Below are 17,793 nucleotides of genomic sequence, written 5' to 3' on the forward strand. Positions count from 1 at the left end.
CGAACATGCTCAGCGATACCGAATTCCGACAACGCCTCAGGCAAGCCCTGGCGCAGGTTCCGGTGGACAAGCGCCGTGCCTGGAACGAAGAGGAACTCATCACCTGGTGGAACACGATGGCCATCCAGGACGAAGCACTCGTCTCGTGGCAGCCTCCCGGCGACGAACTGCCCACGGCAATGCTTTGGAGCCTCTGCAACGACCTCGTCGGGCCACACGCGGCGGCGCAGCCTTAGCGGCCGGCGGAGGCTTCGCGCGGGGGCACCTGCCAGGCCGCGGGCACCTTGATGCGGCTCGCGTAGTCGCCGTGCGCCAGCACGAACAGGATGGCGAGGATGGCCACCGGTACGGCGCTGGCCAAACGGAGCAGCGCGTGAGCACGGCCCAGGTGCATGAAGAAGACAGCAACCAGCAGGGCCTTGAGCACGGCGATGGCCAGGTTGATGACCATGTTCCACGTGCCGAGGTGGAGGAAGGACGTGCCGATGGTGATAGCGAGCAGCACCACCAGGCATGCCCACACGCCGAGCTGGCGGGGCGTGTCGGAAGCATGCGGCTTCATGGGCCACTCCTTCCCGGCAGGTAGAGCAGCGCGAACAGGAACAGCCAGATCATGTCGACAAAGTGCCAGTACAGGCCAACGATCTCCAGACGCCCCGGATCGACCGCCAGCGGCCGGCGCTGGCGCATCGCCAGTGCGAACACCACGACCAGGCCGATGCCGATGCACAGGTGGATGGCGTGCAGGCCCGTCATCGCGAAGTAGAGCAGGCGGAACATCTGCCCGGTCGGTCCGCCGGCGCCCGAAGCATTGCCCGGGACGAAGCCGGAAGCAATGTCCTTGGAATACTCCCAGCCCTTGATGAGCAGGAAGACCAGCCCCAGTGCCGACGTGGCCCACAGGCACCGCACTGCGGCGCGGCGGCGGTCTTCGTTTGCGGCCGAAACGGCCATCGCCATGCCGAGGCTGCTGGTCATCAGCACCAGTGTATTCAGGCTGCCGAGCAGCAGGTCGGTCTGCCGCGCCGCCAGCGGCAGCGCGACGGGGTCTGTCGCGCGGACGAAGTAGTACCCCATGAAGAGCGGGCCGAAGAACATCAGCTCGGTGCCCAGGAAGACCCACATGCCGAGCCGCGAGGCCACAGCTTGCTGTCCGGTACTGTCGAACTGGAACGGCGGCGCGCTCATTGCGGCGTCTCCTTGCCCGAAACGGGGTCGTAGCAGTAGGGGTCGGCACCGACCTTGGGCACTTGCGCAAAGTTGCGGGTCGGCGGCGGCGATGTGGTCTGCCATTCAAGGCCTGTGGCATGCCATGGGTTGGCTGGCGCGCGTTCTGCGCGGAACAGCGAGTGGATCAGGTAGACCAGCGGCATCAGGTAGCCGATCGCGAGGATCGAACCGCCCGCGGAAGACAGGATATTGAGCACCTGGAATTCGGGCGGGTAGGCGTGGTAGCGGCGCGGCATCCCTTCGAAACCGAGCAGGAACTGCGGAAAGAAGGTCAGGTTGAAGCCGAGGAAGATCACCACGGCCGCGATGCGCGCCCAGTTCTCCGGGTAGCGGCGGCCCGTCATTTTCGGCCACCAGAAATGCAGGCCGCCAAGATAGGCCATGACCGCGCCGCCCACCATGATGTAGTGGAAATGCGCGATTACGAAGTAGGTATCGGTCAGGTGGACGTCGAGCGCCAGCGCCGCCAGGATCAGCCCCGTAAGGCCGCCTATCGTGAACAGCCCGACAAAGCCGAGCGCGTACAGCATCGGCGCGGACAGGCGGATGCTGCCCTTGTACAGCGTCGCGGTCCAGTTGAAGACCTTGATGGCCGACGGCACCGCCACCAGAAAGCTCAGCAGCGAGAACGTCACGCTCGCGCGGTAGGACTGGCCGCTCACGAACATGTGGTGGCCCCATACCAGGAAGCCGAGGCTGGCGATGCCGACGATCGCCCACACCATGGCGCGGTAGCCGAACACGGGGCGCCGCGCAAAACACGGGATGATCTCGCTGGCCACGCCCATCGCGGGCAGGATCATGATGTACACGGCGGGATGCGAGTAGAACCAGAACAGGTGCTGGAACAGCAGCGGGTCGCCGCCAAGCGCGGGGTCGAAGATGCCGATATGCGCGAGCCGCTCGAGCGCCACGAGGCAGAGCGTCATGGCCAGCACCGGCGTGGCCAGCACCAGGATCAGGCTCGTGCCGTAGGCCGCCCACACGAACAGCGGCAGGCGCAGCCACGTCATGCCCGGCGCCCGCAGCGTATGCACCGTAACGATGATGTTCAGGCCGGTCAGGATCGAGGAAAAGCCAGTAACGAATACGCCGGCCAGCGTCATCACCACATGGCTGTTCGAGAACATGGTCGAGTATGGCGTGTAGAACGTCCAGCCGGTATCGACGCCGCCGGCGATCATCGCGCCAAGCGTCAGCAGGCCGCCCGCCACGTACAGGTACCAGCTCGCGAGGTTCAGCCGCGGGAACGCCATGTCGCGCGCGCCGATCATGAGCGGCACCAGGAAGTTGCCCAGCACCGACGGAATCGACGGGATCAGGAACAGCCAGACCATGATCACGCCATGCGCGGTGAACAGACGGTTGTAGGTATCGGCCGCCATCAGCGAGCCTTGCGGCGTGACGAGATCGAGCCGGATCAGCGTGGCCGCCGCGCCGCCGATAAAGAAGAACAGCGTGATCGCGCCCATGTACAGCCACGCAATGCGCTTGTGGTCCGTCGAGCCCAGCCATGAGGCGAGCGAGAAGCCGTCGCTCAGGTAATCGGGCTGCGCCACGGTGCTGGCGCGTTCAGCGGCTTGTGCTCGCATCGGCGGCTCCCATGCTGCGCAGGTATTCGATGATGGCGAGAATGTCCTGCTCGTCGATCTGGCCCTGGTAGGTCGGCATGATGGGCGCATAGCCCGCGACGATGTCCTTGTGCGGCGTCAGGATCGCGTCGCGTACGTAGGCCGCGTCGGCGGTCACCGCGCGTCCATCCTGCAGGGTGACCGTGCGGCCCATGAGCCCGTCCAGCCTCGGTGCCTGCACCGTTGCGCCGGCGTCGTGGCAGGCGGCACAGCCATAATGCCGGAACAGTGCGCGGCCGCGCGCCGCCGTGGTTTCAGGGCCCACGTTCGCGTCCAGCCATCGCGCAAACTCCGCGGGCGGCATCACCACGATGCGCCCCTGCATGGCGGCGTGGTCGGTGCCGCAGTACTCCGCGCAGAACAGCCGATACACGCCGGCATGCGTCGCAGTGAAGCGCAGCGTGGTGTAGCGGCCCGGCACCACGTCCTGCTTGATCCGGAACGCGGGCACGTAGAAGCTGTGGATCACGTCCTGCGAGGTCATCGTCAGTTGCACGGCCTGCCCCAGCGGGACGTGGAGTTCGTTGATTTCACGCTTGCCGTTGGCGTGCTCGAGCTTCCACATCCACTGGCGTGCCACCACGGTGACGGGCAGCGCGCCCGCGGTCTCTTGCGCGAGCAGCGTGTAGTCATGCGCGGCCCAGGCGAAGATGCCCAGGAAGACCAGCAGCGGGATGGTGGTCCAGGCAATTTCCAGCGGCTTGTTCGCGAGCGGCGGATGGCTGCGGTCCGCCGGCCGGTGTTCGTGGTAGCGGATCACCGAGCCTGCTATCGCCACCAGCACCGCGAGCGCGACCACACAGAGCAGCGCGGTGAGCGACAGCATCAGGGTGTCGTAGCGCCCGGCTGCCAGCGACGCACTCTCGGGAAACAGATGGAAGCTGCTGTTCATGATGAGCGCCGCCGCTGCCGGTGTTGCCACAGCCACCAGCCGGCCAGCGCGGCGAACGCGCCAAGGAACAAGGCCCGGATGCCGTCGAGGATCGTCACGGTGTAGCGTCCGGTCAGCGGATCGAAGTGGACGCAGCGCATCAGCAACTGCTGCGCCGGAGAGCCGACCTTCCCGGCCGAGGCGCGCTCGATGGCGGTGCGCAGGGCCGATGCATCGAAACGCACGCCGTTGAAGGCCTGGGCGATGCGGCCGTCGGGGGTCAGCACGGCAAAGCCCGCGGCATGGGCGATCTCGCTTGCGCCGGGTGGGCGGGAAACGCGCATGCCGATGGCCTGCATCAACGTGCCGACGGCTGCGGTATCGCCGGTCAGCATATGCAGGTTCCCGCCGGAAGCGGCCACCAGCGCGCCATAGCTTTGCTTCTTCGCAGCGGCCACGGCGACTGTCTCGCCGCTGTCGATGCTGAAGGCGACCACGCGCCACGCGCCGCGTGGCAGATGTGCCTGGGCCAGCGATTCCAGCACGCCATCCATGACCGTGCTGCACAGGTTGGGGCAATGGTAGTAGCCGGGGACGAGAATCACCGGCCGATGCGCCGACAGTTCGCGCAGCCGAACCGGCGTACCGTCGTCGTCGCGGAAGACCAGATCGAGCGGCACCTGCTTGCCCAGGGTCGGCGCGAATGCCATATCGGGCGGATCGGGGAGCGCGAGCGGGCTGGCCTGCGCGTACAGCGTGAGGCAGGTGGCCGTGAGGACGCAGATCCATCGCAGGTTCATCGTGCGGGCTCCGGCGGTGTTTCGGCCATCAATGCCATGGCCCGCTCCACCGGGATATGGGCGACACCGGCGCGCTTGTCGACCCAGCCCCAGCCTTTGAGCACGGCCTGCTTGTCAGCGTCGAAACGCGCGCGTTCGGTTTGCGGGGCGCTCTCCGACAGCGGCAACGTGGCCTCCGGCGTGGTTGGCGTGGGCACGCCGAGCCGACCTGAGGGATTCAGGTGGCGTCCGTATAGCCGGCCGAGGGCGGCTGCCAGCATGATCGCGACGAGCAGGACCGCAGCGCCGGCGATCACCGCGCGCGGGCTGACATGGCGGGCCTGGCGCACGCGGGTCATGTCTGGCCTCCCGCTCCCGTGGAGGGCAGCACCAGCCAGCATGCGTCCAGCAAATGCATGACGAGCAGTGTTGCCGCCACCGTGGCCAGTCTGGCCGGCGATCGCTTCAGGCGCCGCGACAGCAGTGCAAGCATGGGCAGAACGAAATGCCCAAGCGCCAGCGCCCACGCCAGCAAGGGCCAGATGCCATGGCGGCGCACCAGATACCAGCCGGTTTCGTGCGGAAGATCTTCCGCCCAGATGATCAGGTATTGCATGAATGCCAGGTAAGTCCAGGTGATGACCGCCGTCAGTAGCAGATTGCCCAGGTCCTGCAGTACCTGGGGCCGCGCGCCGCGCCGCGCTGCCACCCACGTGCCGAGCGCCAGGCCCGCGCAGGCCTGCCCGGTGGCCAGCAGCAGGCCGAACACGCTCGAGTACCAGAGCGGCATCAGCGACATGATCCAGTCGACAGCCGCGATGCTGACGGTGATGCCGTAGACGATCAGCGCCGCCGCGGCGAACCGCGCGGAGCGCGTCCAGCGCGCGGAGCGGCTCATCGCGGCCAGCACGATCCAGACGACGAGCACCACGACGCCGCGGAGCACAAAGGCCAGCGGTGTCAGCCACATCGACTTGAACGCGGCGTCCGCGGGCGCGATCTCGTGCGGCCAGCGCCGGATGCCCAGCGCTGCGTCGGTTGCCCATGGATACAGCACGGTGGTGCCGGCCAGAACCGGCACAAACAGCAGCGCCAGCAGCCATGTATGGCGTGACAGGTCCAGCAGCGGCGCGCGCAGCGGTTCGCCCCAGGCGCCCCCGCTGAGGTTGTGGATCCACACCATGACCAGTCCGCCCAACACGATGCCGATGCAGCACCACCACGCGCAGAGGTACAGCGCCAGCGCCGTCGTGCCGGGGTGTGCGCTCATGGCGTCGCTCCTTCATCGAGATGCTGCAGGTCGTTCGCCGTCAGCCGCGCCGCGGGCGCGTGCTGGCTCAGCTGCAGCGCGCGGATATACGCGACCACGGCCCAGCGGTCTGACGGGGTCAGTTGCGCGGCATAGGGGGCCATGGGGCCACTGCCACGGGTGATCGCGTCGTACAGCTGCGCGTCGGGCGCACGGCGCAACGCGTCGGTGTGGAACGAGAGCGGGTGCGGAAAGCCGCGCCGGACCACCATGCCATCCCCATCGCCGGTCGGGCTATGGCAGGGCGCACAGTGGATTTCATAGCGCGAGCGCCCGCGCTGCAACTGTTGCAGTGTGAGCGGCGGCCGGTCGCCGGTGCCAGACCAGGCCTGGCTTCGGCCGCTCGACATCGCGGCAAAGGGCCCGCCGGGCACCGGCACCGAGTTGTCGGGCAGCGGGCGCGCCGATGTACCGTCGGCAAAGCGGTCGCTGCGCGCGTACGGTTTGTACTTTGGCTGGTCATACATGTCCTGCCGCGCGCGTTCGCATGCGTTGAGCGCGATCAGCATGCAGGGCAGGGCGAGGTAGCGCAGCAGGTTCAGCACGCGTGGGGAGATCATTGCGGCACCTCGCTCACGCGCAGCGGCGCGGTCGTGGCAAGCATGCGGAACGCCGCCGTCGCCTGCGCGGCTTCGGGCCGGATGCAGAGGAAGAAGCGGTGCCGGGACGCCTGTTCGAAATCGGGCGCGTCGAACAACGGGTGCCGCAGCCGCGGCAGCCGGTTCGCCACCAGCATGCCGATCACCGTGGTCAGCGCCGCGCCCAGGATCGTCAGCGAGAACGTCACCGGTACGAACATCTGCCAGCTGCCGGCAGGCCGGCCGCCGATATTGAGCGGGTAGTCGATCACGGCCGCATACCACTGCAGCAGGAATCCTCCAAGTCCGCCGGTCAGCCCGCCCAGCAGCGCGAGCAGCGGCATGCGGTCCGCCGTCATGCCGATGGCCTCGGCCAGCCCCTCGACCGGATACGGCGTGAAGGCCTCCAGGTGCGTGAAGCCCGCCGCGCGGGCGCGCCGGGCGGCATCGAGCAACGCAGTGCCCGTGCGGTATTCGGCAAGCACGCCATATTGGCTCATGGCGCCTCCTTCGTGCTGGTGAGCACGAGCTCGCGCATTTCGGCGATCGAGATCACCGGCAGGCAGCGAATGAAGACCAGGAACAGCCACGCAAACATCGCAATGGAGCCCGCGAGCATGATCCAGTCCCAGCGCGTCGGATAGAACATGCCCCACGACGACGGCAGGAAGTCGCGGTGCAGGCTCGATACGACGATCAGGAACCGCTCCATCCACATGCCCGTGTTGATGACGAGGCTCAGCACGAACAGCACGGCGGGGCTGTGCCGCACGCGGCGCCACCACAGGCACTGCGGCGCGAGCACATTGCAGGTCATCATCGCCCAGTAGACGACCGCGTACGGCCCGGTCCAGCGGTTCTGGAACAGGAACATCTCGTAGCGGTCGCCGCTGTAGAAGGCCGTAAAGATCTCGCTCGCATAGCCATAGGCGACGATCAGACTCACTGTCAGCATGATCTTTGCCGCATTGGCCAGGTGGCGCGTGGTGATGAAGTCCTCCAGCCCGTACACGCGCCGCAGCGGGATGGCGATGGTCAGCACCATGGCGAAGCCCGAGAACAGCGCGCCGGCGACGAAGTACGGCGGAAAGATCGTCGAGTGGTAGCCAGGGGTGTTCCCGATCGCGAAGTCGAGCGACACGATCGAATGCACGGCGATCACCAGCGGCGTCGCCAGTCCGGCCAGCAGCAAATAGGCGCTTTCGTAGCGGGCCCAGTGGCGCGCATCGCCCCGCCAGCCGACTGCCAGTAGCGCGTAGGCCTGCGCGGTGCGGCGCCGTCCGCGCAGGCAGGCGCGGTCGCGCAGCGTGGCCAGGTCCGGGATCAGCCCGACGTACCAGAACAGCAGCGACACGATCAGGTAGGTGCCGATCGCGAACAGGTCCCACACCAGCGGACTGCGCCATTGCGGCCATACGTTCATGACGTCGGGGTAGGGCACGAGCCAGTAGAAGAACCACGGCCGGCCAAGGTGCAGGATCGGGAACAGGCCGGCAATCGCGGCGGCAAACAGCGTCATGGCCTCGGCGAAGCGGTTGACCGACGTGCGCCACTGCTGCCTGAGAAGCAGCAGGAACGCCGAGATGAACGTCCCCGCGTGGCCGATACCGATCCACCAGACGAAGTTGCCGATCGCAAAGCCCCACGCCACCGGAATGTCGACGCCCCAGATGCCGACGCCGCGCGCGAACAACCACGCTGTGGCGCCCATGAACACCAGCATCCCCGCGAAGGTCAGCAGAAAGGCGCTGAGCCAGGGCAGGCGTACCGGCCGTTCCAGCACCAGGCCGGCGATCTTGTCGGACACGCTCGCATAGCCCCACCCGGGCCGCAGTACCCCGATGTCTTTCGAAACGGGGGGCGTATCGTATCGATCGGTGCGATCTGCCATGGTCATGCGAGCGCATCGTCGGGATTGGTCACCAGCGCCGCATAGCTCGTACGCGGCCGGGTGTTCAGTTCGGCAAGCAGGTCATAGTTGCGCGGCCCGCGCTTGAGCCGGCTGACCTGGCTGTCGGGATCGTCGAGGTTGCCGAACGCAATCGCTTGCGTCGGACAGGCGGCCTGGCACGCCGTCACGACATCGCCATCGCGAACCGGCTGGCCGAGCTTTTCCGACTCGATCCGCGCGCGCGTGATGCGCTGCAGGCAATACGTGCATTTTTCCATCACGCCGCGGCGGCGTACGGTGACGTCCGGGTTGAACGCAGGCGGCGGGCGGTCATTGCCCTGGTTGCTGTACTGCAGGAAGTTGAAGCGCCGCACCTTGTACGGGCAGTTGTTCGAGCAGAACCGCGTGCCGACGCAGCGGTTGTACACCTGTACGTTGAGGCCGGCGCTGTCATGCACCGTAGCGCCGACCGGGCATACCAGCTCGCAGGGCGCGTCCTCGCAGTGCATGCAGGGCACGGGCTGGAAGACAATGCGCGACGCGCGGCCGTCGGTATCGCGCGCGTCGTCGTAGCGGTCGACGCGTATCCAGTGCATGACCCGGCCGCGCGAGACCTCTTCCTTGCCGACGACAGGGATGTTGTTCTCGGCCTGGCAGGCGACGGTGCAGGCGTTGCAGCCAATGCACGCGTTGAGATCCACGTTCATGCCCCAGCGTTCGGCAGGGTAGGGCCAGCGCGGATAGAGCGAAGGCCTGTCGGCAGCGGGCTGCGCGAAACGCGGGTTGCGCCGATACTCGCTCACGGTGGCGAGCGGTGCCACCTCGCGCCCTGCCATCGATGTCTGCGTCTGGACCACCGCGAACGCATGGCGGCGCCCCGTGGCTTCGACGGTGATCTCGTGCGGGCCATCGACCGTACGCAATGCGTAGGCGTCGAAGCCCACGCCGTTGCCGACGCGCCCCGCATGGCGGCGGCCGTAGCCGAGCGGCAGCGACACGACGCCCTCGGCATGGCGGGGCAGCACCCACACGGGCGCCTCGATCGGGTTGCCCTGCCGGTCCGTGCGCCGGATCACGACAATATCGCCGGTAGACAGACGTCGCGCGCGCGCCGTCAGCGGCCCGATCAGCGCGGCATTGTCCCAGGTGTGCCGCGTCAGCGCGCGCGGCAGTTCCTGCAGCCACGCATTGTTGGCCAGTTCTCCGGCATCGGTGGCGGGGTCGGGCATGAACCGGGCAACCAATGGGGGCGCCGCGAATGACGGTGGCGTGATGGGCTGGCGCATGTCGGTCGTGGCTGGCGGCGCGGCGGTATCCGCAATCACGCCGGTTCGCAAGGCCTGTTCCCAGAAGGCATCGAAGTCGTCGCGCTGGCGGGCACGCCAGTGCGCGCGCACGAGGTCATAGCCTGACTGGTGTTCATCGACAGCGGCGGACAGAAGCTCATGCGCCGAACGGCCACCGTTGAGCGGTGCGATCACCGGTTGCACGATGGATGCCGTGCCGTCCCACGCACGCGCGTCGCTCCATCGCTCCAGGTCATGGGCCATGGGCGCATGCCAGGTCGTCAGGCGCGCCGTTTCGTCGCGATACACGCCCATATGCGATGACCATGGTACATGCCGGAGCGCGGCATCGAAGCCGAGATCGCACGGCGCGTCGTAGGCGGGATTCACATCGATCATGAGCAGCGCCGAGACTGCGCCGGCCCGCATGGCCTCGGTCAGTGCGCCAATCGAATGCGCTTCGCCCAGCGGACGCCTGGGGGTGCCTGCGACCGGGCGCACCGATTTGCCGAGATTGCCCAGCCGGGCATTGAGCCGCCAGACCAGTGCTCTTGTCGGACCGGACAGGGCACCGCCAGCGATCAACAGCGAACTGCCTGGCGGTGCCTCGCGCAGTCGCCGGGCGAGCACGGCGATCCAGTGTCTTGCGGTGTCGGACGCAGGCTCGGGCGTGTCGACGGGAACGTCAGGCACGCCGAGCTTGCGCGCGAGCGACCACGCGAGGCGTTCGATCTCGTGAGGTGGCAGCGCGAGCCGGTTGTCGGAGATCTCGCCTGTCAGCGTCGGCGACGATTCGATCGCGTAGAGCCGGCACGCCAGCATTGGCGCCACGCCGCGGCGGTCCGCCATGAAGTCGTGCGCGTGGCGCACGGCAGCCGGACCATGACCGACCAGATCGGCATCGAGCGTCACGATCGTCGTGGCCGGCTTAGGGTCGATCAACAGGTCCACGTCGTCGCCGAACGCCATGCGCGGCGAGGGATCCTCGTCGTAGAGCGGGTCGTGCACGTGCCACACGGCCTTCGGATAGCGATCGAGCCATTGCGCAATCTGGGCGGACAGCGTCGGCGAGCCTACGTTGCCGGTCAGCAGCCGCAGGCCTTCGCCGTCACGGTCGCGCCACTGGACCCGCTGCGTGGCCAGCGCCGCGTCGAACGCTGCCCAGCCCGACAGCGCACCGCCGCGATACGGCGCCTGGCTGCGGTCGGGGTCCCAGAGCTGAAGTACGGCGGCCTGATCGAACGGATGCGTCGCACCGAGGCTGGCGGGGTGACGCGGGTTGCCCTCGATCTTGGTCGGGCGGCCCATATTGGTTTCGACGAGAACACCCATCCCGTAGCCGTGGCGCGTCAGTGCCGTGGCGTAGAACAGCGGCCGGCCTGGGACGATGCCTTCTGGCATCTGCACGTAGGGGACGATCATCTCGGCTGGCGGCCCGCTGCATGCGGCGCCCGCGAGCGCTGCCGAAGCCGCCATGGTCGTACGCAGGAAATGGCGGCGGGCAGGGCTGCGGGGCGCATCCGATGGCTCATCGACCGGCACGAGGGGGATCACGCGCGCCCTTGTCATCGATGACAAGTCGAACAATCGGTGAGCCGCCGCGTGTCCTGCAGGTGATACATCTTCTGCAGCAGCGCAATTTCGTCGGCGGAAATCGGTGTGGGATCGCGCATCGTGACGATGTCCGTCGGCGCATGCAGATGCCTGGCTGGGTCACGGTGGCAGGCCAGGCACCATTGCATGTCGAGCGGCGCCACGCGGCGCATCAGCGGCATCTGGTCCACGCGCCCGTGGCATTCCTGGCAGGCAACTCCCTTGGCGACGTGGATGCTGTGATCGAAGTAGACAAAGTCAGGCAGGTCGTGCACGCGCGTCCAGACCAGCGGGCGATTGTCCCGCAGGCTTTCGTGAAGCGGCGCGAGCATCGGGGCGTCACGAAACAGCACGCTGTGACAGGTCAGGCATACGCTGGTGCTCGGCATGCCCGCGAACGCCGACGTTTCCACGGACGCATGACAGTACCGGCAATCGATGCCGTCATCGGAAACGTGATGCTTGTGGCTGAACGGTATGGGCTGCTCGACAGGTTCCTGCATCTCGATCGCGGGCGCCATGGACCACCGGGCCATCCCGAGGGCCCCGGCGACAAGCACGGCCGCACCAATGCCCAGCAGCTTGAGGACAAGCAATTCCGAGCGCGTGAATGCTTGCGCCATGGCGTTCTTTATTGGGGCAAAACGCTTGTGTGCTGCAATCCGGATGCCAAGCTGGCGTGCAATGAGCGCTCCGCTGACGGAACGATGGACGTAATGCTTGCGCTGAAGGTTGCGTGTGTAAGCTTTACATCCGGGTCCCGATTTTCTCGGGTGTCGAACAGCGGAGGCAGAGGCGTAGCAGGCGAATCACATGGGGTCGGCGATGGACCCGATGGCCCCGGTTGCGAACTTCAGGATGCCTGCCGGCCGACCGCTATCACGCTCGGCAGGCCTGCGATCCCTTCGATGCGCGGCAGCTCGCCGGTGGCAATGCGCTGCCTCACCGCCGTCATAAGCTCTGTCGTGTCCCAGTTGCCCTGGATGATTTCTCCATAGGCTTCGCCCGTGACCGAAAAACGCCCGCCGCAACACGCGCATCGGTAAATACGGCCTTCGAGCACGTGATCGTGCCGATCGGACCAGCGTCGGGCGAGTTCGCCACACAGTAAGCAAGGAACAACAGCAATAGCGCTCACGATAAACCTGCCTGAGTGGTCCTGAAGGGACTCAGCATGACAGAAACTCGGAGCAAGGCCGTTGTACGGAAAGGATCGATTCCGGACCACTCGCGTTGCCGATCGCGCACGAACAACGGCAGCGGCGATTGCTGATGATCAGCCACCCTGGTCCTTTGGCCAGAAGGTGATCCGGATTTCCGACGGTGCGACGCCGTTTTCGTCCCGTGGCAGCGGATCGGAGCGCGACACCGCGCGCAGGACCGCATTGTCCCAGTCGGCGTTTCCGCTTGATTTGGCAAGCCGCGTCGACAGCACAGATCCGTCCGGTGCCATCTGGACGGCTACCACGGCGGCTGGATTGCCGTTGACTTCCTCGTTGAAAATAATATTCGGCTTGACCCGCCGCCGGACGCGCTCGGCATAGCCGGACGAAGGCTTGCCGGAGGTACCGGTGCCTGCATTCGCGTTGGCGCCGCCGGCCTGCGCACGCAAGCGGGCCAATTGGCTCTGGTGTTCGGCATTGCTCGCCTGGCGCTGCGCTTCCATTGCCTCACGCTGTGCCTCGCGTTGTGCCGCCTTGCGCTCGGCCTCCGCGCGCGCCTGCTTTTCGCGTTGCGCTCTGGCTTCGTCGCGCGCTGCGCGCTCGGCCTTGCGCCGCTGCTCCTGCAGCGAGATATCGGCGGGCTCTTCTTCAGCCGGCTTCACGCTCGGCGTCGGCGCGACCGCGGGCTCGTTCGGAACGGCCTCCGCGATGGGTTCCCACAGTTCGGCAGAAACCCCTTCCGGTGCCGCGCTGCGCCAACGTACGCCATAGTAGAGCAGCGCGCCGAGCAGCATATGCATGAACAGCGCCGCCAGGAAACAAATCAGGGTGCGCCGTTCTCGCACGGGATGATACGGATATGCGCTGGCCTGCATGGTCACCTGCCTCGCCGCTGCCCCGGCCAGCATTGCATGCACGCTCTGGCCGATGGCAACACGTTCCTCCAGCCGATCAGAACATCGGGCTTCAGGGCAATCGCCGGGGAAGCCAAAAACTTGATGGCTGCGCTCCTACACAGAACCATATTACAAAGTGCGCTGAAAAACAGGAGCGGAGCCGGGCCATGGCTCTGATGCGACACCTCCCAAGCGGCGAGCGGGAACCGGGTCCACGTGTTGGGGATGGCCCGATCCTTCATCTACGAGACAAGCAAGCGTGCGCCTATGCTGTTTTCATGGCACGAACTTCCCTTGACCGATACCGCGAAAAACGTGATTTCCGCGTCACGGCCGAACCGGGCCCGCGCACCCGTGCCCCCCGCGCCCCGGGGCCGCTGCGCTTTGTCGTGCAGAAACACTGGGCGCGACGCCTGCATTACGACTTCCGGCTCGAACTCGATGGCGTGTTGCTCAGCTGGGCCGTTCCCAAGGGACCCAGCTTCGATCCGGCCGAGAAGCGCATCGCCATCCACGTGGAAGACCATCCCGTCGATTACGCGGCGTTCGAAGGCACCATCCCGCCGAAGCAGTATGGGGCGGGGTCCGTCATTGTGTGGGACAACGGCACGTGGGAGCCGGTGGGCGACGCGCAGGCCGGCATGGCGAAAGGCAAGCTCGAATTCGCTTTGCACGGGCAGAAGCTCGCCGGCCGCTGGGAACTGGTGCGTATCTCGAAGCCGGGCGATGCCGATGACCAGTGGATGTTGTTCAAGAAGCGGGACCGGTGGGCGCGGCCGCATGCGGAGTTCGACGTCATTACGGCGTTGCCGGACAGCGTCGTCGCGCATCCACTCGGGCAGGTCGAGGAACGCGAGAGCAGCAGTGCATCGCCGTCTGGTACCCCGGACTTGTCGGCCGCGGTACGGGCACCGCCGCCGCCGCGCCTGGCTCCGCAACTGGCGACACCGACCGCAAAACTGCCCAGTGGTAGCGGCTGGATCATCGAGACCAAGTTCGACGGATATCGGCTCCTGTCCCGGATCGTCGATGCCAGGGTGCACCTGATCACGCGCAACGGCCACGACTGGACGCGCAAGCTCGGCGGTCTCGCCAAGGAAGTCGAGAAGCTGGATATCTCGGAAGGATGGCTCGACGGTGAGATCGTGGTGCTGCGCGACGGCCTGCCCGACTTCAATGCGCTGCAGAACGCCATCGACAGCCATCGCACCGAATCGATTGTCTACTTCCTTTTCGACATTCCGTACTGGGAAGGACGCGACCTGCGCCGCGTGCCATTGCGGGAACGTCGGGCGCATCTGGCGCGCCTGGTCGATGCCCGCTCCGAACGCGTGCGCTTCAGCGAAAGTTTCGAGGCGCCTGCGGATCAGGTCTTTCAGGCCGCGTCCCAGTTGGGGCTGGAGGGCGTGATGCTGAAACGGGCGGACTCCGCCTACAGCTCTTCGCGCAATGCCGACTGGCTCAAGGCCAAATGCCGGCTGCGCCAGGAGTTCGTGATCTGTGGCTATGGAGACAGGGAAGGTGCGCCCGGCGAAGTCGGCCGCCTGATGCTCGGCGTCTATGAGGACGGGCAACTGCGCGATGCCGGCAACGTCGGCACGGGATGGGACAGCAAGACCGCCGCCGCGTTGCGGACGCAGCTCGCAAAGCTGAAGACCGATACGGCGCCGTTTGCCGCTGCCTCGAAGGGCCGCAGCAGGTGGGGATCGAACAGGAACAGTACGCCGCATTGGGTCAAGCCGTCGCTGGTGGCGGAGGTCGAGTTCGCCGAGTGGACGCCGGCGGGCCAGGTACGCCAGGCATCGTTCAAGGCGCTGCGCAGCGAAACGCCGGCGCGGGATGTCCGCAGGGAAGCGGTGCAGGTCGAGCCGGGTTCCACGCGCGCCGCCGTGAAAGTGACGCACCCTGAGCGAGTCATTGATGCCACCACCGGCATCACCAAGCTCGACCTCGTGCGCTACTACGAGAGCGTGGCAGACTGGCTGCTGCCGCATCTCATGGCGCGGCCCGTGGCGCTGCTGCGCGCGCCCGATGGCATCGGCGGCGAGCTCTTCTTTCAGAAGCACGCTGAAACCACGAAGCTGCCGGGGCTGACCGAGCAGCCTGCGTCCCTGTGGCCAGGGCATAGCCGCCTGCTGACGATCGACTCGGCCGAAGCGCTCGCCGGCGCCGCGCAACTGAATGTGGTCGAACTCCACACATGGAACTCCACGGCGGCCGATCTCGCCCACCCGGATCGCGTCATCTTCGATCTGGACCCTGGGGAGGGCGTGTCCTGGCAGCATGTACAGGAGGCAGCGATCCTGGTGCACACGCTACTGGGGGAGCTGGGGCTTGCAGCGTGGCTCAAGACCAGCGGCGGAAAAGGGCTGCACGTCGTCGTGCCATTGGTGCCGGAACTCGACTATGACGCGGTAAAGTCCTTTTCCCGCGCCGCCGTGCTGCACCTGGCCAAGACCCTGCCTCAGCGCTTCGTGGCCAGGTCCGGCGCAGGCAATCGCAAGGGTAGGGTGTTTGTCGACTACTTGCGCAACGGCACCGGGCAGACCACCGCCGCAGCATTCTCGGCGCGTGCGCGACCCGGCATGGGCGTGTCGATGCCACTATCATGGGAGCAACTGCCGCAGCTCAAAAGCGCCGACCAGTGGACGGTCCGGAACGCCAGGGAATACCTGAGCTTCCGGACGAATGATCCATGGAGTGACTACTGGTCGACGACGCAAAGCCTTCAAGATGCCATGGAGGCACTCGGCTGACGGTGTTCGTGATTGTCCTTCGTGACGTGGAGATTGCATTATGGCTGCGCGATCACTTGCTTCGCTTTCCCTCTCTTTCGGCCTGGTCTCGATTCCGGTGAAGCTTTACACCGCGACGGATTCCGGAAGCACGGTGCGCTTCAACCTGCTCAGCAAGGACGGCTCGCGGCTGAAGCAGCAATACGTCTCGGAGCAAACGCGGGAAGTGGTGCCACGCGAAGAGATGGTGAAGGGCTACGAATTCGAGAAGGACCAGTTCGTGATCTTCAGTCCCGACGAGCTCAAGGCGCTCGAAGAGGGCGCGAGCCATATCGTCGAAATCGTCTCGTTCGTGCCGGAGAAGGGTGTCGATCCCATCTACTACGACAAGACCTACTACATTGCCCCGGACAAGCGCGGTGGCAAGCCATACAGCCTGCTGCGTGCCGCCATGGCAAAGACGGGCCGGTGCGCGATTGCCAAATGGGCGTCCAAGGGCAAGTCGCATATGGTTCAGATCCGGCCCATCGAGGGCGGGCTCGTGTTCCAGCAGCTGCTATTCGCGGACGAAGTCCGGTCCATTGACGAACTGCATGTCGAGGACGTCGCCGTGTCTGATGCCGAAATGAAGCTCGCCGTCCAACTGATCGAGCAGGCGTCGGAGGATCACTACGATGCCAGCCAGTATCGCGACGAAGAGAAGGAGCGCGTCCTGGCGGCGATTGATGCGAAGATCGCCGGCAAGGAAATCATCTCTCAGGAACCGGTGGAGATTTCACCGTCCGGCCAGGTGATCGATCTTGTGGAAGCGCTGAAGAAGAGCCTATCCACTGGCAAGCGGTCGGCCGCAGCGAGCAAGACAGCCACGGCCAAGGCGCCTGCCGCGGAGTCACCCGCGCCGCGCAAGAGCGCCAAGCGAACCACTGCCACTGTGGCAGCCATTCCGAAGCGCGCGAAGAAGGCCTGAGCATGCAGGCGTTCAGCTTGCGCGACGTCCAGACGCTGGCTGGCATTTCGCGTTCCATGGTCCAGGCGATGGTGGCAGCGGGCATCGTCACGCCGGCCCGTGGGCCGGGGAGCCAGTATCGCTTTTCCTTCCAGGACCTGCTGCTGTTTCGCACGGCGCAATCGCTGCGTGCCGCCAATGTCCCGCCGCGGCGTGTCGTTCGATCGCTCAAGAGGCTGGATGCGCTTGCCACGGGCAGGCCTTTGACCGGCATCCGTATCACGGCGCTGGGCGGATCCGTGGCCGTGAAGGACGCGCACGGTCCATGGCAAGCGGAGACCGGACAGCGGATCATGGACTTCGATACGCCTGACCGCTCCGCGCCCGTGCTTCCATTGAGTCCGCTACCGGCTACTGCCGTCTGCCTGAGCGGCCATGAGTTGTTCGAGATTGCGCAGGAGTTCGAACGAGAAGATCCCGAAGAGGCCGAGCTAGCCTACCGCAGGGCCATTGCCGCTGATCCTGGCCTGCTGGACGCCTATGTGAACCTGGGGTGCCTGTTGTGTGACCGGGCGCGCTACGCGGATGCCGTCGATCTGTATCGCGCTGCGCTGGAACAAGGCCTCGACGGGCCCTTGATTCGATTCAATCTTGCCGTTGCGCTGGAAGACAGCGGATACGCTGAAGCGGCACTTGCCGAATACCATGCCTGTATCGCACTGGCGCCTGATCTGGCCGATGCGCACTACAACGCCGCGCGGCTGCATGAAGCCATGGGCGACCATCAGCGCGCGATCCGGCATTTTCACCAGTACAGGCGGCTTGAACCGGTCCGGTGATCGGTGGCGACGTCCGTCTCCTGCGAACCTGGGCCCGGACATTCCC

The 17,793-nt window shown here is 66.2% G+C and carries 18 protein-coding genes; 4 read left to right on the forward strand and 14 right to left on the reverse strand.

The features are described 5' to 3' along the window. Window positions 1–5: 5 nt before the first annotated feature. The gene (locus tag ACIGJG_RS27100) at window positions 6–236 is read left to right on the forward strand and encodes a hypothetical protein (RefSeq protein ID WP_041680219.1); all 231 of its coding nucleotides are present in this window, start codon (window positions 6–8) and stop codon (window positions 234–236) included. Here ACIGJG_RS27100 and ACIGJG_RS27105 read toward each other — a convergent pair. From ACIGJG_RS27105 to tolA, 14 genes are all read right to left on the reverse strand, one after another. Next, complete coding sequence (locus ACIGJG_RS27105) at window positions 233–562, reverse strand: cytochrome C oxidase subunit IV family protein (RefSeq protein WP_140950249.1); 330 nt, start codon at window positions 560–562, stop codon at window positions 233–235. The genes ACIGJG_RS27100 and ACIGJG_RS27105 overlap by 4 nt on opposite strands. After that, window positions 559–1,188, reverse strand: a complete 630-nt coding sequence (locus ACIGJG_RS27110; RefSeq protein ID WP_483673372.1) for a cytochrome c oxidase subunit 3 family protein — start codon at window positions 1,186–1,188, stop codon at window positions 559–561. Before ACIGJG_RS27110 ends, ACIGJG_RS27105 begins: the two co-directional genes overlap by 4 nt. After that, complete coding sequence (ctaD, locus tag ACIGJG_RS27115; protein ID WP_140950251.1) at window positions 1,185–2,822, reverse strand: cytochrome c oxidase subunit I; 1,638 nt, start codon at window positions 2,820–2,822, stop codon at window positions 1,185–1,187. Before ctaD ends, ACIGJG_RS27110 begins: the two co-directional genes overlap by 4 nt. Then, window positions 2,803–3,753 carry a cytochrome c oxidase subunit II gene (gene coxB, locus ACIGJG_RS27120; protein WP_483673373.1) on the reverse strand — a complete coding sequence of 317 codons (951 nt, stop codon included), beginning with the start codon at window positions 3,751–3,753 and terminating at the stop codon, window positions 2,803–2,805. The genes ctaD and coxB overlap by 20 nt, the downstream gene beginning before the upstream one ends. Further along, window positions 3,750–4,532 (reverse strand): SCO family protein, encoded by a 783-nt coding sequence (locus ACIGJG_RS27125; protein ID WP_011300551.1) that lies wholly within the window; start codon window positions 4,530–4,532, stop codon window positions 3,750–3,752. The genes coxB and ACIGJG_RS27125 overlap by 4 nt, the downstream gene beginning before the upstream one ends. Further along, window positions 4,529–4,870, reverse strand: a complete 342-nt coding sequence (locus ACIGJG_RS27130; protein ID WP_011300550.1) for a hypothetical protein — start codon at window positions 4,868–4,870, stop codon at window positions 4,529–4,531. Before ACIGJG_RS27130 ends, ACIGJG_RS27125 begins: the two co-directional genes overlap by 4 nt. Continuing rightward, complete coding sequence (locus ACIGJG_RS27135) at window positions 4,867–5,781, reverse strand: hypothetical protein (protein WP_483673374.1); 915 nt, start codon at window positions 5,779–5,781, stop codon at window positions 4,867–4,869. The genes ACIGJG_RS27130 and ACIGJG_RS27135 overlap by 4 nt, the downstream gene beginning before the upstream one ends. Further along, window positions 5,778–6,380, reverse strand: a complete 603-nt coding sequence (locus ACIGJG_RS27140; RefSeq protein WP_483673375.1) for a c-type cytochrome — start codon at window positions 6,378–6,380, stop codon at window positions 5,778–5,780. Before ACIGJG_RS27140 ends, ACIGJG_RS27135 begins: the two co-directional genes overlap by 4 nt. Continuing rightward, window positions 6,377–6,898 carry a DUF3341 domain-containing protein gene (locus ACIGJG_RS27145; protein ID WP_041680217.1) on the reverse strand — a complete coding sequence of 174 codons (522 nt, stop codon included), beginning with the start codon at window positions 6,896–6,898 and terminating at the stop codon, window positions 6,377–6,379. The genes ACIGJG_RS27140 and ACIGJG_RS27145 overlap by 4 nt, the downstream gene beginning before the upstream one ends. After that, window positions 6,895–8,295 (reverse strand): NrfD/PsrC family molybdoenzyme membrane anchor subunit, encoded by a 1,401-nt coding sequence (gene nrfD / locus ACIGJG_RS27150; protein ID WP_140950253.1) that lies wholly within the window; start codon window positions 8,293–8,295, stop codon window positions 6,895–6,897. Before nrfD ends, ACIGJG_RS27145 begins: the two co-directional genes overlap by 4 nt. Then, complete coding sequence (locus ACIGJG_RS27155) at window positions 8,292–11,129, reverse strand: 4Fe-4S dicluster domain-containing protein (RefSeq protein ID WP_483673376.1); 2,838 nt, start codon at window positions 11,127–11,129, stop codon at window positions 8,292–8,294. The genes nrfD and ACIGJG_RS27155 overlap by 4 nt, the downstream gene beginning before the upstream one ends. 11 nt (window positions 11,130–11,140) lie before the next feature. Further along, window positions 11,141–11,791, reverse strand: a complete 651-nt coding sequence (locus ACIGJG_RS27160; RefSeq protein WP_011300544.1) for a cytochrome c3 family protein — start codon at window positions 11,789–11,791, stop codon at window positions 11,141–11,143. A gap of 230 nt (window positions 11,792–12,021) precedes the next feature. Then, on the reverse strand, window positions 12,022–12,306 hold the full coding sequence (locus tag ACIGJG_RS27165) for a hypothetical protein (RefSeq protein ID WP_483673378.1): 285 nt from the start codon (window positions 12,304–12,306) through the stop codon (window positions 12,022–12,024). A gap of 138 nt (window positions 12,307–12,444) precedes the next feature. Continuing rightward, window positions 12,445–13,206, reverse strand: a complete 762-nt coding sequence (gene tolA, locus ACIGJG_RS27170) for a cell envelope integrity protein TolA (protein WP_483673379.1) — start codon at window positions 13,204–13,206, stop codon at window positions 12,445–12,447. Window positions 13,207–13,505: 299 nt separating this feature from the next. Between tolA and ligD the strand changes: the two genes are divergently transcribed. Genes ligD through ACIGJG_RS27185 form a run of 3 tightly spaced genes read left to right on the forward strand, consistent with a single transcriptional unit; the run spans window position 13,506 to window position 17,747 of the window. Further along, window positions 13,506–15,983, forward strand: a complete 2,478-nt coding sequence (gene ligD, locus ACIGJG_RS27175; protein WP_011300541.1) for a DNA ligase D — start codon at window positions 13,506–13,508, stop codon at window positions 15,981–15,983. Between the two features lie 40 nt (window positions 15,984–16,023). Next, window positions 16,024–16,929, forward strand: a complete 906-nt coding sequence (ku, locus tag ACIGJG_RS27180; protein WP_140950256.1) for a non-homologous end joining protein Ku — start codon at window positions 16,024–16,026, stop codon at window positions 16,927–16,929. Window positions 16,930–16,931: 2 nt separating this feature from the next. Further along, window positions 16,932–17,747 carry a tetratricopeptide repeat protein gene (locus tag ACIGJG_RS27185; RefSeq protein WP_140950257.1) on the forward strand — a complete coding sequence of 272 codons (816 nt, stop codon included), beginning with the start codon at window positions 16,932–16,934 and terminating at the stop codon, window positions 17,745–17,747. The last annotated feature ends 46 nt before the right edge of the window (window positions 17,748–17,793 follow it).

This window comes from Cupriavidus sp. C1SS-2L, from assembly GCF_057073735.1.

Coding starts and splice junctions, on each gene's coding strand:
- ACIGJG_RS27100 (WP_041680219.1), top strand. CDS start 6: ATGCTCAGCGATACCGAATTCCGACAACGCCTCAGGCAAGCCCTGGCG.
- ACIGJG_RS27105 (WP_140950249.1), bottom strand. CDS start 562: ATGAAGCCGCATGCTTCCGACACGCCCCGCCAGCTCGGCGTGTGGGCA.
- ACIGJG_RS27110 (WP_483673372.1), bottom strand. CDS start 1,188: ATGAGCGCGCCGCCGTTCCAGTTCGACAGTACCGGACAGCAAGCTGTG.
- ctaD (WP_140950251.1), bottom strand. CDS start 2,822: ATGCGAGCACAAGCCGCTGAACGCGCCAGCACCGTGGCGCAGCCCGAT.
- coxB (WP_483673373.1), bottom strand. CDS start 3,753: ATGAACAGCAGCTTCCATCTGTTTCCCGAGAGTGCGTCGCTGGCAGCC.
- ACIGJG_RS27125 (WP_011300551.1), bottom strand. CDS start 4,532: ATGAACCTGCGATGGATCTGCGTCCTCACGGCCACCTGCCTCACGCTG.
- ACIGJG_RS27130 (WP_011300550.1), bottom strand. CDS start 4,870: ATGACCCGCGTGCGCCAGGCCCGCCATGTCAGCCCGCGCGCGGTGATC.
- ACIGJG_RS27135 (WP_483673374.1), bottom strand. CDS start 5,781: ATGAGCGCACACCCCGGCACGACGGCGCTGGCGCTGTACCTCTGCGCG.
- ACIGJG_RS27140 (WP_483673375.1), bottom strand. CDS start 6,380: ATGATCTCCCCACGCGTGCTGAACCTGCTGCGCTACCTCGCCCTGCCC.
- ACIGJG_RS27145 (WP_041680217.1), bottom strand. CDS start 6,898: ATGAGCCAATATGGCGTGCTTGCCGAATACCGCACGGGCACTGCGTTG.
- nrfD (WP_140950253.1), bottom strand. CDS start 8,295: ATGACCATGGCAGATCGCACCGATCGATACGATACGCCCCCCGTTTCG.
- ACIGJG_RS27160 (WP_011300544.1), bottom strand. CDS start 11,791: ATGGCGCAAGCATTCACGCGCTCGGAATTGCTTGTCCTCAAGCTGCTG.
- tolA (WP_483673379.1), bottom strand. CDS start 13,206: ATGCAGGCCAGCGCATATCCGTATCATCCCGTGCGAGAACGGCGCACC.
- ligD (WP_011300541.1), top strand. CDS start 13,506: ATGGCACGAACTTCCCTTGACCGATACCGCGAAAAACGTGATTTCCGC.
- ku (WP_140950256.1), top strand. CDS start 16,024: ATGGCTGCGCGATCACTTGCTTCGCTTTCCCTCTCTTTCGGCCTGGTC.
- ACIGJG_RS27185 (WP_140950257.1), top strand. CDS start 16,932: ATGCAGGCGTTCAGCTTGCGCGACGTCCAGACGCTGGCTGGCATTTCG.